The organism is Burkholderia sp. Bp8963, from assembly GCF_003854275.1.
Taxonomy (GTDB): domain Bacteria; phylum Pseudomonadota; class Gammaproteobacteria; order Burkholderiales; family Burkholderiaceae; genus Burkholderia.
The window spans coordinates 43,204-57,903 of sequence record NZ_QTQP01000044.1 but is presented as its reverse complement, the minus strand read 5'-3'; the positions used below and the strand labels follow the sequence as shown (position 1 = coordinate 57,903).

Below are 14,700 nucleotides of genomic sequence, written 5' to 3'. Positions count from 1 at the left end.
GCGTCGCCTGGGGCCACGTCACGCTGCCGAACCTCAACGGCCGCGGCCGCTACGTGCGGATGTACGGCACGAAGCGCGCGACGCCGTGGGGCTACTCGCTCGACGAGATGCAGGTGTGGGGGTCGTAAGCGGCTGACGTCGTGTCTGCACGAAAGCGGCGGGCAGCCACGGCAGGCCCGGAACACGGCGAAGGCGCTATCATCGGCTCCGTTGCGTTGCATCCCGGGCCGCCGCGCCCGCCGTTCCTTTCACTTCACCAACACGACATGACCCCTACCCCCGAACGCGTGGACGCCGCCGCGCGCCACCTGGTCGCCGCCCGTCGCGCCGGCGTCGCCGGTCCGCTTCTGCCGGATGACTGTCGCCCCGACGATATCGACACGGCGCTTGCGATCCAGCGCCGCGTCGTCGACTTGCTCGGCGAGCCGGTCGGCGGCTGGAAATGCGCGCTGCCGCCGGCCGGACGCGTCGTCATCGCGCCGATCCTCGCGTCGACGATCGACGCGTCGGGCGGCTCGTTCCGCGTCGTCGCCGACACGCCGACTGTCCGGATCGAACCGGAAATCGCGTTCGTGCTCGACCGCGACCTGCCGCCGCGCGAACGTCCGTATGACGACGACGAAGTGCGCGGCGCGATTCGCGAAGTGCGTGTCGTGCTCGAAGTGCTCGGCTGCCGCTATGCGGATCCGTCGCGCGCGACCGTGCCGGAATTGCTCGCGGACGCGCAGTTCAACCAGGGGCTGTGCGTCGGGCCCGTGGTGCCCGACGGCCTGCACGCGCAGCTCGACACGATCGCGCTCGCGTTCGAGGGTGGCCTCACCCGGTCGATCGAAGGCAAGCACCCGGACGGACATCCGTTCAAGCCGTTGATGTGGCTCGTCAATTTCCTCGCCGCGCGCGGCGAAGGCGTCCGGGCCGGCCAGATCGTCACGACCGGCTCGTATGCGGGCGCGCTCGAGGTGCCGCTCGGCGAGCCGTTGACGGTGCGCTTCGGCGCGCTCGGCAGCCTCAAGGTTACGCTCGTCGCCTGAGCCGGCACGCGGCAACGAGCCGGACATGCGTGCGGCGCGGTGACCGGCGCGTCGCCGCCGACGTTCCAGGTGGCACCGCACCATCGCACTTCGGATATCTGATGATTGTGCCCGCCACGATCGTCTCTACGTCGCACCGGATACGTCGCCCCTGCATCGGCCGGCTCACCGGAACGGCAGCGCCGGCGTTCATCAGCTCCCCGCCCGCAACACGACATCGACGTGTAACAAGCAGAAACTACATTCTCCGCGGCGGTTCGAGACTGCCGACGCGAACCGATGTTCGCGCCGACCCCTTTCCCCGGAGATACGCCATGCGAACGCCGACCCTGCCGCCCGTCGCACTCGCCGGACTGCCCGCGCTGGTCGCGGTGGTCGTGCTGTTAGGCGGCTGCGGCGACGACGTGACGTCGTCGGACCCGCCCGCGCCACCGAAGGCCATGTGCGGCGGCGGCGCCGTCGCCACCGCGCAGATGCGCTGCCCGCCGGGCTTCACGCCGCCCGCGTCCTGATCCCGCCGCCCCAACCAGAACGCTCATTCCGCGCCAACACCATGGTCACCCACTCGCGACGCGATTTCCTGAAATTCTCCGCCGGCCTCGCCGGCGCAACGGCCGCAACCGCCCTCTTTCCAGAATCGATCCGCCGCGCGCTCGCGATCGAGCCGAATGCGGTCACCGGCACGATCCAGGACGTGCAGCACATCGTCGTGTTCATGCAGGAGAACCGGTCGTTCGATCACTACCTCGGCCATCTGAGCGGCGTGCGCGGCTACAACGACCGCTTCCCGGTCACGCTGCCCAACGGCAAGCCGGTGTGGTTCCAGCCGCGCCAGGAAGACCCGACGAAGGTCATCGCGCCGTTCCGTTACGACACGACGAATCCGGCGGTCAACGCGCAGTGCATCGGCGGCCTGCCGCACACGTGGGCGACGACGCACGGCGCGATCGACAACGGCCGCGCGGACCAGTGGGCCGCGCAGAAGACCAACATGACGATGGGCTACCACGTCCGCGACGACATCCCGTTCCACTACGCGCTCGCGGATGCGTTCACCGTGTGCGATCACTACTTCTGCTCGATTCCGGGCAATACGCACCCGAACCGGATGTACCTGATGACGGGCATGGTCGATCCGCTCGGCTCGGGCGGCGGCCCGCTCCTCGACAACACCGACTACATCGACAACCCGTTCGACAAGATCAAGCTGCCGCCCTTCAGCTGGACCACGTATCCGGAGCGGCTCGAACAGGCCGGCATTTCGTGGCAGATCTACCAGCAGGGCACCGGCTTCGACAACTTCACCGGCAACTACGGCACGAACATGCTCGCGTGCTTCCGGAATTTCGTGAACGCGCCGGCCGGCTCGTCGCTGCAGACGCGCGGGATGAGCACCCGCACGCTCACGCAGCTGAAGGCCGACGTGCAGGCGAACGCGCTGCCGCAGGTGTCGTGGCTGCTGCCGCCCGCCGCGTATTCGGAGCACCCGAAATTCACGCCGCTCTACGGCGCGTACTACCTGTCGACGATTCTCGACGCGCTGACGTCGAATCCCGACGTGTGGAGCAAGACCGTGCTCTTCATCATGTACGACGAGAACGACGGCTTCTTCGACCACATGGTGCCGCCGCAGGCGCCGACGCTGCCGGGTTCGGGGATGAGCACGGCAGACGTGTCGCTCGAGCGTCACAACGTCGTGACCGCGACGCAGGCCGGCACCTATACGGCCGACGACCTTCCGTACGGTCTCGGGCCGCGCGTGCCGATGATCGTCGTGTCGCCGTGGTCGAAAGGCGGCTTCGTCTGCTCGCAGGTGTTCGATCACACGTCGGTGCTGCAATTCATCGAGAAGCGCTTCGGCGTGATCGAGACCAACCTGTCGCCGTGGCGACGCGCAATCTGCGGCGACCTGACGTCGACGCTCGATTTCTCGAAGCCGGACCCGGCCGTGCCGGCGCTGCCCAGCACGCAGGCGTACGTCGCGCAGGCGGACATGCAATGCTCGCGCGCGACGACGCAGGCCGCGCCCGCGAGCACCGCGCAACAGGTCGTCGCGGCGCAGGAGCCCGGCACGCGGCCGGCGCGTCCGCTGCCGTACGAACTGCACGTGACGGGCCAGTTGCAGGCGCAGGGCTATGCGCTGACGTTCGCGAATACCGGCACGCAAGGCGCGCATTTCTGGGTGTACACGGGCGACCCGGGCGCGATGCCGCGCCGCTATACGGTCGAGGCCGGCAAGCAGTTGACCGATAGCTGGGCGCTCGATGCGAACGGCCAGTATCTGTTGAGCGTCTGGGGTCCGAACGGCTATTTCCGGCGCTTCGCGGGATCGGCCGCCGTGGATGCAGCGGCGAAGCCCGAGATCGCCGCGTGCTACGACGTCGCGAACGGCGACGTTTACGTGAGCGTCGCCAATGCGGGTGCCAGCCCGCTGACGGTGACCGCGACCGACGTCGCATACGGCCAGCCGGCGCGCACGCTGACGGTTCCGGCCGGCAAGTGCGTCGAGGCGCACTGGGATCTGTCGTGCAGCAGTCACTGGTACGACCTGCAGTTCACTGTCGCCGGCAATGCGCAGTGGCAGCGCCGCGTTGCCGGGCACGTCGAGACTGGCAAGCCGAGCATCACGGACCCGGCCGCGGTCGCGCCGGTGACCGAAGCGATCTAGCGGCGCGCATTGCCGTCGCCGCAGGCGGTCACCCGCGTGCGTCACGCACGCCATTGCCATTGGCAATGGCGATGACAGCCAATGTCTTCAAGCGTCTTCCCGATCGCCGCTGGAATCGATACCATTGGGCACCGCAGATCCATCCGGCCCGGCCGGCGCACCACCTGCCGCCGCGCCGCGCTTCCCCGAACCCAGTCATGCCCCGGAATTCCTCACAGACCGCGCTGCTCTGGATCGTCGCCTCGGCGTTCTTCATGCAGGCGCTCGATACGACGATCGTCAATACCGCACTGCCGTCGATCGCGCAGAGCCTGCACGCGTCGCCGCTCGCGATGCAGCCCGTGGTCGTCGCCTATACGCTGACGATGGCGATGCTCACCCCCGCGTCCGGCTGGCTCGCCGACCGCTTCGGCACACGGCGCGTGTTCTCCGCCGCGATCGTCCTGTTCGTGCTCGGTTCGATCTGCTGCGCGGCCGCGCACAGCCTCGACCAACTCGTTGCCGCGCGCGCGCTGCAGGGCGTCGGCGGCTCGATGCTGCTGCCGATCGGCCGGCTCGCGGTGCTGCGCAACGTGCCGGGCGAACAGTACGTGTCGGCGCTCGCGTTCGTGTCGATCGCCGCGCAGATCGGCCCGATCGTCGGGCCGACGATGGGCGGCTGGCTCACGCAGGCCGTGTCGTGGCACTGGGTGTTTCTCGTCAACGTGCCCGTCGGCGCGATCGGCCTCGTCGCCGTGCAGCGCTATCTTCAGCACGATCATGCGACCCAGCCGCCGCCGTTCGATTTCATCGGCTGCGCGCTGCTGTCGGTCGCGATGATCGCGCTGTCGCTCGCGATCGATCCGCCGATGCACGCGCATCGCAGCGGCTGGTCGGCAGGCCTCGCCGTGCTCGGCCTTGCGAGCGCGCTCGCGTACCTGCCGCACGCCCGCACGCGCACGCGGCCGCTGTTCCGGCTCGGGCTGTTCGGCGAGCCGAACTTCGGCGTCGGGCTGCTCGGCAACCTGCTGTGCCGGATCGGCACGAGCGCGGTGCCGTTCATGCTGCCGCTGCTGATGCAGGTCCAGCTCGGCTACACGCCGCTGCGCTCGGGCCTGATGCTGCTGCCGGCCGCGATCGCGGGCGTGTGCTCGAAGCGCTGTATCGCGCCGCTCGTGAAGCGCTTCGGCTATCCGTCGTTCCTCGTCGTCAACACGGTGATCATCGGCGCGACCATCACGGGCTTCGCGCTGGTGTCCGCGCAGCCCGCGCCGCTGCTCGAAGGCGCGTTGCTCGTCGTGTTCGGCGCGGCCAATTCGATGCAGTTCGCGGCGATGAACAGCGTCACGCTGAAGGACTTGTCGCACGCGGATGCCGCGAGCGGCAACAGCCTGTTCACGATGATGCAGATGCTCGCGATGGGGCTCGGCGTGTCGATCGGCGGCGGGCTCGTGAACCTGTTCTCCACGCACACCGGATCGGCGTCGCACGGCTTCATGTTCGCGTTCGTGTGTGTCGGCGTCGTCACGCTGATGTCGGCGCTCGTGTTCCGGCGGCTCGATGTACGCGACGCGCGGCCCGCGGTCGAGCCGCGTCCGGCGCGGTGATCCGCACCCCGATTCGCATGACCCCGTCCGTCCCGACCGGTCTCGCGCCGCGCCCCGTTCCGATCGACGAACTGACCGTGCCCGCCGCGCTCGACGGGCGCGCCGGCACCAACCGCTCGCGCGCCGATCACGCGCAGATCGCCGCGGCCAACGATCTCGACGCGGTGCGCGCATGGCTCGCGCGCTTCGTCGATACGCCAACCACGTTCCAGAACTACCGCAAGGAAGCCGAGCGCCTGCTGCTGTGGGCCGTGATCGCGCGCGGCAAGCCGCTGTCGTCGCTGACGCACGAGGACCTGATCGTCTACCGGCAGTTCATGCTCGCGCCCGCGCCCGCCGACGTCTGGTGCGCGAACGGCGGACGCAAGCACCCGCGCGGCGATCCGCGCTGGCGGCCGTTCTACGGGCCGCTGTCGCCGGCCAGCCAGCGGCAGGCGATGGTGATCCTGAACGTGATGTTCTCGTGGCTCGTGCAGGCCGGCTACCTGGCCGGCAATCCGCTGTCGCTGTCGCGGCAGCGGATGCGCAAGCCCGCGCCGCGCGTCACGCGCCATCTCGGGCCCGCGCTGTGGCAGACGGTCAAGGACACGATCGAGGCGATGCCGCGCGACGATGCGCGCGCGAGCCTCCACTACGCCCGCGCGCGCTGGCTGTTCACGCTGCTGTATCTCGGCGGGCTGCGGATCACCGAAGCGGCCGACACCACGATGGGCCGGTTCTTCAGCCGGCGCGACGCCGAAGGACGCGAGCGCTGGTGGCTCGACGTGACCGGCAAGGGCGGCCGGCAGCGCCTCGTGCCGGCCACCGCCGAGATGATGGCCGAGCTGGCGCGCTACCGGCATGCGCATCGGATGCCCGCGCTGCCGGACGCCGGCGAGGATACACCGCTCGTGCTGCCGGTCGGCCATGCGCGCAAGCCGCTCACGCGCGCGGCACTGCATACGATCGTGAAGGCGGTGTTCCGGCAGGCAGCGGAGCGGCTGCGCGCGCAAGGCGACGCGGGCGAACAGCAGGCGCGCGTGCTCGAACAGGCGTCCGCGCACTGGCTGCGGCACAGCGCGGGCTCGCACATGGCCGACGGTCAGATCGACCTGCGTATCGTGCGCGACAACCTCGGCCATGTATCGCTGACCACGACGAGCCAGTATCTGCACACCGACGACGACTTGCGGCACCGGGAGACCGAAGAGAAGCACCGGATCGGGTGGTGAGCGGCGCACCGCGCGCCGCTAGCGCGCCTGTCCCGCGTACCAGTTCGCCGCCGCCGCGATTTCATCCGGCGTCATGTTGCGCGCGATGTTGCGCATCTGTTCGGAGATGTCGTTGCGGCGCGCGCCACTTGCGAAATCGAGCAGCTGCGCTTTCGTATACGCGGCCGGCAGGCCGTCGAGCCAGGGGCTGCCGGTCTGGTGATCGACCTCGCCGTGACACGCGGCGCACGCGGGAATGTTGCGCATCGGCGCCCCGTGCACGACGATGTCCGGCGCGGCCACATCGCCGGCGCGCGTCGCCCCCGCGCGCGGCAACGATGCGTAATACGCGGCGAGGTCGCGCAGGTCCTGGTCGCTGAGCCCGCGCACCATCGGCGACATCACTGCGTTCTGCCGCGCGCCGTTCGCGAAATCCAGCATCTGCTTGTACACGACGATCGCGTATTGTCCGGCCAGATTCGGCGTGTTCGCATTGCTCATGCCCTTCTCGCCGTGACACATCGTGCAGCGCAGCGACAGCGTCGCGCCGCGGCCCACCGACAGCGCCGTCGCGTTTGCGAGCAATTGCGGCGTCACTTCGACGTGGCTGACCGGATAGGCCGGCGCCACGGTGTCGTCGCTGCCCGCGAACCATTTGCGCGGCACGCCGGCCGCGCTGCAGATCGCGTTCCAGATGCCCTGGAACTGCGGGTCGGGCTGCACCGACGGCAGCCATACGAATCCGATCAACGCGGACACGAGCGCGACGCCCAGCACCGCGCCGACACTGACGCGGAACCACGGGTTGCGCAATGAGAACAGGCGTTCGTCGCTCATCGCCGTGCTCCGATCGCGATTGCGGGAACCGACGTATCGTCGCGCGCCATCAACTGGACGATCGGGTAGCCGTAATTGACGATCGTCAGGCCGATCATCAGCGTGAGCCACAGCGCGAAGCCGTTCAGCGCGACGGGCATCGTCGGCGTCTCATGCACCGGCGCGCTGAAGCGATACGCTTCCGGCTCGCTGCGCGGCGCGCGATGCCCCTGGATCAGCACGACGAAGAACAGGATTGCCGACGCGACGAGGATCAGCCCGCCGATCGCCGACATTGCAACCCAGATCGCCTGCGCGGCGATCGCGGGATCGCCGTAGTCGTAATAGGCCATCCGGCGCGGCATGCCGAGGATGCCGACCCAGTGCCACGGGAAGGTCGTGACGATCATGCCGATGAACCACAGCCACAGCTGCCAGCGCATCAGCCGCCAGTTCGTCAGCGCGCGCCCGGTCAGATGCGGCCACAGGTCGTACGCGATCGCGAAGTACATCGTGACGATCGCGCCCGCGAAGATCAGGTGGAAATGCCCGGTGATCCACTGCGTGTTGTGGATCGTCGCGTCGAGCTGGTAGCTCATGTTGATCAGGCCGCCCGCGCCGCCGAAGCCGAGCATCACGAACGAGAACGCGAGTGCGAGCATCTGCGGGTTGTCCCACGGCAGCGCCTTCAGCCAGCCGAATGCACCCTTGCCGCCGCGCAGCCGCGCGGCGATCTCGACCGAGGCGCTGATCGTGAACACCGTGAGCAGCGTCGGCACCGCGACCAGCGACGTGAACACCGACTGCAGGAACTTGAATCCCGCGCCGACCTGCGGATCGACGAACAGGTGATGCAGCCCGATCGGCATCGACACGACGAGAAACAGGATGAACGAGATCCGCGCCATCGCGTCGCTGTACAGCCGCCCGCCGATCGCGCGCGGAATGATCGTGTAGTACGCGATATATGCAGGCATCAGCCAGAAGTAGACGATCGCGTGCAGCGTCCACGAGAAGAAGATGCGCGCGAGCCCAGCGTCGATGGTCGTCCTGAGGCCAAGCGCGACCGGCAGGATCTGGAAGATCACTTCGAGCGCCGCGCCGACCGCGGTCCAGCCCCACAGGTACGCGCCCGCGACACTCGCGAACATCGCGAGCGGCACCGTCTGGCCCGGATGATCGCGCTTCCACGCGGCGAGATTGATCGACATCAGCGCGACCCAGATCCACGAGCCGACCACCACCAGCACGACGCCGATGTAATAGAACACGTTGCCGATCATCGGCGGATAGAACGTGTACAGCACCGACGCGCGCCCCATCGCGACCGGCACGCTCGCGGCCACGGCGCCGAGCGCGACCAGCGCGAGCCCGCCCCACGCCCAGCGCACGCCGACCAGCGGCCGCTTCAGCGCCAGCTCCGTCACCGCATAGCCGAATCCCATCGCGATCAGCGTCGGAAACACGTAGCCCATCACCGTGCCGTGCTCGGTCACCGACCGGTAGTAGAGCTCGGGATCGCGCAGCCACGAGTGCAACGGACTGCGAACGATCATCTGCCACGCGCCGAGCGGCAGCGCGACACCGAACGTGATGAACGCGAGCCAGAAATGCGCGAGCACGAGGCGTTTGCTATTTAACACAGCTCAGTCTCCGCGATTGGGCGGCCAGCTGCTGGAACGCGGCCTTGTCGATGACCTTCACGTGTGCCCACATCCCCTGATGACCGGTGCCGCAATACTCGTGGCACGGCATCAGGTGGTCGGCAGGCTCGGCGAAGCGCGTGCGGAACGTCGCGATGTAGCCGGGCTCCACCATCGAGTTGATGTTCGTGTCGGTCACGAGGAAGCCGTGCACGACGTCCGCGCTCGTCGCGCGGAACCGGATCGGCGTATCGGCCGGCACCAGCACGCACTGCGGCGTGAACGAATACTGCTGCGCGACGATGCGCACCGTCACCGAGCCGTCGGGCTCGAGCGCGCTGCCGAGATTGCTTTCGACGAATTCGCCGGACACGTGCAGCGACTCCGGCCGAATCGTCTCGACGCGCGACGGCGGCATCATCGCCCAATGCACGCCGGTGAAGATCACCATGCACACGAGCACCACGATGATGCCCAGCATCACGGCCGCCCAGCGCCGCTCGATGCGGGCGGCGACGTCGGCGGAATCGGAGCGGCCCTGAACGGATGAGTTCGCCATGTCGACCCGCGTTACTGGATGACGCCGCGCGGCAGGAACACCAGGAAATAGAACGCGAACCACAGCGCGATGACGATCGCCGTCGCGGTGCCGGCCAGCGCGATCGCGCCGCGCGGGCCGCGCCGCACGATCTCGTCGACGCGTTCGCTTTCCTGATCGGGGGCGCCGTCATGCGACGCGGGTGAATGCATCATCGTGTCCTCAGAAGATGGGCGCCGAACGCAGCGCGTTCACTTCCTTCGCGTTGACCGGCTTGCCGTGGTTGCCCCATGCGGTGCGGATGTACGTGACGACCGCCGCGACCTCCTCGTCCGACAGCAGCTGCGCGAACGGCGGCATCCCGTACGGCATCGGGTTCTTGCGCGTGCCGGGCGCATAGCCGCCGTTCAGCACCATGCGGATCGGATTGACCGAGGACGTCATCTGGATCGACTGGTTGTTCGCGAGCGGCGGGAAATGCGGCGGCATGCCCTGCCCTTCCTTCGCATGGCACAGCGCGCATTGTGCTTCGTAGATCTTCTTGCCGAGCGGTGCGAGACGGTTGGTCTCCTCGGTCACGAGCGGCTTCGGCGGCCCGGTGTCGGCCTCGCCGGAGCGGCCGGGCAGCGATTTCAGGTAGACCGCGACCGCGCGCACGTCGTCCTCGTTCAGGTACTGGAAGCTGTCGTAGACGACTTCGGCCATCGGCCCATAAACGGCGCCGCGACTCGATACGCCCGCATTCAGCAGGTCGACGATGTCGCCGATGCCCCATTCGCCGAGACCGGCCTCGCGGTTCGACGTCAGCGACGGCGCGTACCAGTTCTGCAGCGGGATCAGGCCGCCCTGATATTCCTTCGAACGCGTATTGCCGCCGAGCGCGTTGATCTCGGTATGGCACATCGTGCAATGGCCGAGCCCTTCGACCAGATAGGCGCCGCGATTCCATTCGGCGGATTGCGCGGGATCCGGCTTGTATTCGCCTTCGCGGAAGAACAGCGTGCGCCAGCCGAGCAGCAGCTGACGCTGGTTGAACGGGAAGCTCAACTCGTGCGGCCGGTTCGGCTGGTGGATCGGCGGCACCGACAGCAGGTACGCGAAGATCGCGTCGGAATCGGCGCGCGTGACCTTCGTGTACGACGCGAACGGCATGGCCGGATACAGATACGAGCCGTCGCGCGACTTGCCTTCGTGCATCACCCGGAAGAACTCGTCCGCGGTCCAGGCGCCGATGCCCGTCGCCTTGTCCGACGAGATGTTCGACGAATACAGCGTGCCGAACGGCGTTTCCATCGGCCGGCCGCCGCCGAACAGCTTGCCGGCCGGCACCGTGTGGCACGCGATGCAGTCGCCCGCGCGGGCCAGGTACTCGCCGCGCTCGAGCAGCTTCGCGCGGTCACTCGGTAGCGCCGGGTCGGCGGCCTGCGCGCCGGCGAACGTGACCGTCATGCCGACCAGCAGCAGCGCGAGCGTGTCGAGGAATCGCGGGCGGGTCACGGCGCGCCTCCGGCTAGTTGGCCACGCTGCCGCACGCAAGCGGCAGTCTCGAGCGGTCTTCCGCAATCGGCGTCGGGTCCGCCGGCGCGGGTTGCGCGGCAAGCCATGCGGCGACCGCGGTGATGTCGCTGTCGGAAAGTCGCGTTGCGATGTCGTGCATGCAATCCGGGGCCGCGGCCCGGCGCGTGCCGTAGCGCCATGCGCCGAGCTGCGCGCCGATGTAAGTCGCGTGCAGCCCGACCAGCCCGGGAATTGCCGGCGACATGCCGGTCAGCTCACGGCCATGGCACGTCGCGCACGCCGGCACGCCGCGCGCGTGATCGCCGTCCGTGACGAGCGCCTTGCCGTGCGCGAGCACCTGCGCATCGACGGCAGGCGCCGCAGGCGGCCGGAACGGCGGATGCTGTGCGGCGAAATACTCGGCGATCTGCCGCAGGTATGCGTCGGGCAGATACGCGAGCAGGTAGTTCATCGGCGGGTATTTGCGTCCGCCGTCGCGAAACGCGCGCAGCTGACGGTACAGGTAGCCGGCGGGTTTGCCGGAAAGGCGCGGGAAGTAGTCGTTGTCGGTGCCCTCGCCATGCGCGCCGTGGCAAGCGGCGCAGCCCATCACGCGCGCCTCCATCGTATCCGGCGCCGGGGCGGTGACCGGGCCGGCCGCCCATGCCGGCGAACTCCATCGCAGGCATGGCACGATCAATACGGCGGTGAGCAATGCAATGCGATACGTCACCGGCGTCCTCGTTCGGCTGATCTCGGAAGGAACAACGTCGCGCTGGATGATCATGCATGCAGGTTGCGGACATGATCGTGACACCCATCGTCGCCGACAAGCAGTGGGGACAGAAGCGGTGCGCAGTGTGTATAACACTAGAGCCTAATCGTGACCTTTTCAAGTTGCTGTCCGGGCGTCTGGCGCGGACGGTCTTCGCTCACTGTGCCGCGTGCGCCCCCTCGCGCATTGTCCTGCAGCAAATGATCGGCAATCGTTCCGCGAAAGACCGGCTCGACCGAACCGGTCAGCACGACGCCGCCGGTCCCGTCCCATTGCACGTTGACCATTCCCCCATCGCATTCGACGTCGACGCTATCGTCCAGAAGGCCGCGCCGAATCCCGCCGACCACCGCGCCGCAACAACACGAACCCGATCCGAGTGGAATGCCGCCTCCACGCTCCCAGATCCGCAAGCGGATGCGGGTGCGGCCGAGAATCTGCACGAAGTGGACGTTCGTCTTGTTGCGGAACAGCGGATGCGTTTCGATCCCTGGCCCGATTGCCGCGACGTCGACGGCTGCCAGATCGTCGACGAAAAACGTGCAATGCGGATTGCCCATGCTGCAGGCGGTGGGATTGCCGGAAAGCGGCAACGCATTCGTATCGACCGCCTCGGCGAGCGGGATGTCCTGCCAACCGACGAGCGGGGTTCCCATATCGACCGATACACGTCGATCGGGGCCCCGCACGCAGGTCAACAAGCCGCGATTGGTTTTCAGCACGATCGACGACGCGTTCGCTTCGCGCATCAGCATGTCTGCCACGCCGCGGGTCGCACTGCCACACGTGTCGAGCACCGTACCGTCCGGATTCCAGAACCGCACGCGCGCGGCCGCGTCATCGCAATCCAGCACGACCGCGAGCTGATTGAATCCGATGCCCCGATGTCGATCGCCGAGCCGGCGGGCTAGGTCACTCGTGATCGGGTCGAGCTTGCCGCGCCGGTCAACGACGACGAAGTCATCGCCATGTGCATGCATCTTGACGAAATCCACAGTCATGCGCGGCCCTCTTCCCGATCGGTTGGTTGTCCGGGAATGGTACCGGTAATCGAAGATCAGCCGCGCCACGCTGTCACAACCCGGCAAAACAGCCCGTCAACAATGCCTGTCGCCGGGACCCCGCTCGCTTCCGGCCCACGCCGCCGCCCGCCGCGCGTTGCGCCGGACCGTGCGGCTTCGCGTCCTCGCGCCCCTTTCAACGAGAATCCCGACCATGTCGAACCAGGACAACTCCCCCGATCAGCAACCCGAACCGGCCGCCGCCGTGTCGCGCCGCGGTTTCCTGAAGCTTGCCGGCGTGTCCGGCCTCGCGACCGCAGCGGGCGGCCTCGCGGCGGCCGGCAGGGCCGCCGCGCCGACGCCGGACGGCACGCCCGAACAGATCCACCTGACGTGGGGCAACGACCCGGCGTCGGAAGTCGTGATCTCGTGGGCGTCGCTCGCGCCGGCCGTCAATCCGCGCGCGCGCATCAGCGCCGACTGCGAAGCGCCGCGCATCGTGCACGGCGTGCAGCGCCTTTACACGGACGGCCTGAACGGCGAGACCGTGTTCGCCTATCACGCGCGCGTGCATGGCCTGAAGCCCGGCACCCGCTACCAGTACATGCTGACGGCCGACAACGACAGCAACGCCGCGCAGCCGTTCACGGCGACCTTCGCGACCGCGCCGCGCGGCCGCGCGCCGTTCCGCTTCACGAGCTACGGCGATCTCGCGACACCGAACGGCGCATGGGTGCTGTCGTCGCCGCAGAGCCGCTTCGCGGTGCAGGCGGTCGAGCAGTTCCAGCCGCTGTTCCACCTGCTGAACGGCGACCTGTGCTACGCGAACCTGAGCCCCGCGCACCAGCCTGACGTGTGGCGCGACTTCGGCAACAACAACCAGACGTCGGCCGCGAACCGGCCGTGGATGCCGTGTCCCGGCAACCACGAAGTCGAGTTCAACAACGGCCCGCAGGGCTTCGATTCGTATCTCGCGCGATATCAGTTGCCCGAGAACGGCACGCACTTTCCGGGCCGCTGGTACAGCTTCCGCGTGAGCTCGGTGCTGTTCATCTCGCTCGATGCGGACGACATCGTCTACCAGGACGCGGCCGCCTTCGTCGCCGGCCCGAACCCGCTCGTGCCGGCGGCCAGCACCGGGCATCCGCCGATCGAGCCGGGCACGTCGTTCTACATCCGCGGCTACAGCAACGGCGAGCAGACGCGCTGGCTCGAACGCACGCTGCATCACGCGTCGAAGGATCACGACATCGACTGGATCGTCGTGCAGATGCATCAGGACGCGCTGAGCTCGTCGAAGACGGGCAATGGCTCGGACAAGGGGATCCGCGAAGCGTGGCTGCCGCTGTTCGACCGCTACGGCGTCGATCTCGTGCTGTGCGGCCACGATCACGATTACGAGCGCAGCTATCCGGTGCGCGGCTGCAACCATCGCGCGGGCGTCGATGCGGCCACGGGCGAAGTCGTCGATACGCTGCAGCCGCGTCCGGCCGTGGCGGCCGATCCGTCGCGCGCGACGTTCGACACGAGCCACGGGACGATCCACCTGATCCTCGGCGGCGGCGGCACGAGCGCGCCGCTCGACGTGTACGGCGAGGATCCCGCGACGGGCTTTGCGCAGGCGAAGGTGTTCACGAAGCCGAACCGCCCGGTGCCGGGCGCGGCGCCGAACACGTTCGTGCGCAAGCCGGCCGACGCGCTCGAGGATGCGATCTGGTCCGCCCGCCGCGACACGGGCACCGGCTACGGCATTGCGGTGTTCGATCACGATCCGGGCAAGCCGGGCGGCGAGACGACGATCACGATGCGCTACTACCACGCACCGGGCGCGGACCAGCAGCCGACCGCGCAGTACGAGCTGTTCGAGACGATCACGCTGGGCAAGCAGCGCCGCGAGCGCTGAGCATGCGGGCCGCCGCGCGGGGCAAGCGCCCGCACGGCGGCCGACAGTCGAC

At 68.3% G+C, this 14,700-nt stretch carries 13 protein-coding genes; 6 read left to right on the top strand and 7 right to left on the bottom strand.

The genetic code is table 11. The features are described 5' to 3' along the window. Window positions 1–266 precede the first annotated feature (266 nt). The 5 genes from DID96_RS28590 to DID96_RS28570 all read left to right on the top strand — a co-directional run bounded on the left by DID96_RS28590 (window position 267) and on the right by DID96_RS28570 (window position 6,496). Window positions 267–1,031: a 2-keto-4-pentenoate hydratase gene (locus tag DID96_RS28590; RefSeq protein ID WP_185732382.1), complete on the top strand. Its 765-nt coding sequence runs from the start codon at window positions 267–269 to the stop codon at window positions 1,029–1,031. A gap of 314 nt (window positions 1,032–1,345) precedes the next feature. Beyond that, the gene (locus DID96_RS28585; RefSeq protein WP_124602588.1) at window positions 1,346–1,543 is read left to right on the top strand and encodes a hypothetical protein; all 198 of its coding nucleotides are present in this window, start codon (window positions 1,346–1,348) and stop codon (window positions 1,541–1,543) included. A 41-nt stretch (window positions 1,544–1,584) separates the two neighbouring features. Beyond that, window positions 1,585–3,699 carry a phosphocholine-specific phospholipase C gene (locus tag DID96_RS28580; protein ID WP_124602587.1) on the top strand — a complete coding sequence of 705 codons (2,115 nt, stop codon included), beginning with the start codon at window positions 1,585–1,587 and terminating at the stop codon, window positions 3,697–3,699. 197 nt (window positions 3,700–3,896) lie between these two features. Then, window positions 3,897–5,285 (top strand): multidrug transporter subunit MdtD, encoded by a 1,389-nt coding sequence (mdtD, locus tag DID96_RS28575; protein WP_260464029.1) that lies wholly within the window; start codon window positions 3,897–3,899, stop codon window positions 5,283–5,285. Window positions 5,286–5,302: 17 nt separating this feature from the next. Further along, window positions 5,303–6,496 (top strand): tyrosine-type recombinase/integrase, encoded by a 1,194-nt coding sequence (locus DID96_RS28570; protein ID WP_124602585.1) that lies wholly within the window; start codon window positions 5,303–5,305, stop codon window positions 6,494–6,496. 18 nt (window positions 6,497–6,514) lie between these two features. On the opposite strand, the gene DID96_RS28565 is transcribed toward DID96_RS28570, so the two are convergent. From DID96_RS28565 to dapF, 7 genes are all read right to left on the bottom strand, one after another. Then, window positions 6,515–7,312, bottom strand: coding sequence for a c-type cytochrome (locus tag DID96_RS28565; protein ID WP_124602584.1), 798 nt, complete (start codon window positions 7,310–7,312; stop codon window positions 6,515–6,517). After that, window positions 7,309–8,934, bottom strand: coding sequence for a b(o/a)3-type cytochrome-c oxidase subunit 1 (locus tag DID96_RS28560; protein ID WP_124602583.1), 1,626 nt, complete (start codon window positions 8,932–8,934; stop codon window positions 7,309–7,311). The genes DID96_RS28565 and DID96_RS28560 overlap by 4 nt, the downstream gene beginning before the upstream one ends. Next, window positions 8,924–9,493 carry a cytochrome C oxidase subunit II gene (locus DID96_RS28555; protein WP_124602582.1) on the bottom strand — a complete coding sequence of 190 codons (570 nt, stop codon included), beginning with the start codon at window positions 9,491–9,493 and terminating at the stop codon, window positions 8,924–8,926. Before DID96_RS28555 ends, DID96_RS28560 begins: the two co-directional genes overlap by 11 nt. An 11-nt stretch (window positions 9,494–9,504) precedes the next feature. Then, entirely contained in the window at window positions 9,505–9,687 is a 183-nt protein-coding gene (locus tag DID96_RS28550) for a hypothetical protein (RefSeq protein WP_124602581.1), read from the bottom strand. Window positions 9,688–9,694: 7 nt separating this feature from the next. Then, complete coding sequence (locus DID96_RS28545; RefSeq protein ID WP_409333823.1) at window positions 9,695–10,921, bottom strand: c-type cytochrome; 1,227 nt, start codon at window positions 10,919–10,921, stop codon at window positions 9,695–9,697. A gap of 61 nt (window positions 10,922–10,982) precedes the next feature. Then, window positions 10,983–11,594: a c-type cytochrome gene (locus DID96_RS28540; RefSeq protein ID WP_124602590.1), complete on the bottom strand. Its 612-nt coding sequence runs from the start codon at window positions 11,592–11,594 to the stop codon at window positions 10,983–10,985. A 245-nt stretch (window positions 11,595–11,839) separates the two neighbouring features. Then, window positions 11,840–12,745: a diaminopimelate epimerase gene (gene dapF / locus DID96_RS28535; protein ID WP_124602589.1), complete on the bottom strand. Its 906-nt coding sequence runs from the start codon at window positions 12,743–12,745 to the stop codon at window positions 11,840–11,842. Window positions 12,746–12,959: 214 nt separating this feature from the next. Here dapF and DID96_RS28530 point away from each other — a divergent pair, with 214 nt between their 5' ends. Further along, window positions 12,960–14,648 carry a metallophosphoesterase family protein gene (locus DID96_RS28530; protein ID WP_124602579.1) on the top strand — a complete coding sequence of 563 codons (1,689 nt, stop codon included), beginning with the start codon at window positions 12,960–12,962 and terminating at the stop codon, window positions 14,646–14,648. The last annotated feature ends 52 nt before the right edge of the window (window positions 14,649–14,700 follow it).

Bases quoted from the DNA above. Each gene is read 5' to 3' on its own strand.
- DID96_RS28590 (WP_185732382.1), top strand. From the start codon at position 267: ATGACCCCTACCCCCGAACGCGTGGACGCCGCCGCGCGCCACCTGGTC.
- DID96_RS28585 (WP_124602588.1), top strand. From the start codon at position 1,346: ATGCGAACGCCGACCCTGCCGCCCGTCGCACTCGCCGGACTGCCCGCG.
- DID96_RS28580 (WP_124602587.1), top strand. From the start codon at position 1,585: ATGGTCACCCACTCGCGACGCGATTTCCTGAAATTCTCCGCCGGCCTC.
- mdtD (WP_260464029.1), top strand. From the start codon at position 3,897: ATGCCCCGGAATTCCTCACAGACCGCGCTGCTCTGGATCGTCGCCTCG.
- DID96_RS28570 (WP_124602585.1), top strand. From the start codon at position 5,303: ATGACCCCGTCCGTCCCGACCGGTCTCGCGCCGCGCCCCGTTCCGATC.
- DID96_RS28565 (WP_124602584.1), bottom strand. From the start codon at position 7,312: ATGAGCGACGAACGCCTGTTCTCATTGCGCAACCCGTGGTTCCGCGTC.
- DID96_RS28555 (WP_124602582.1), bottom strand. From the start codon at position 9,493: ATGGCGAACTCATCCGTTCAGGGCCGCTCCGATTCCGCCGACGTCGCC.
- DID96_RS28550 (WP_124602581.1), bottom strand. From the start codon at position 9,687: ATGATGCATTCACCCGCGTCGCATGACGGCGCCCCCGATCAGGAAAGC.
- DID96_RS28545 (WP_409333823.1), bottom strand. From the start codon at position 10,921: ATGACGGTCACGTTCGCCGGCGCGCAGGCCGCCGACCCGGCGCTACCG.
- DID96_RS28540 (WP_124602590.1), bottom strand. From the start codon at position 11,594: ATGGAGGCGCGCGTGATGGGCTGCGCCGCTTGCCACGGCGCGCATGGC.
- dapF (WP_124602589.1), bottom strand. From the start codon at position 12,745: ATGACTGTGGATTTCGTCAAGATGCATGCACATGGCGATGACTTCGTC.
- DID96_RS28530 (WP_124602579.1), top strand. From the start codon at position 12,960: ATGTCGAACCAGGACAACTCCCCCGATCAGCAACCCGAACCGGCCGCC.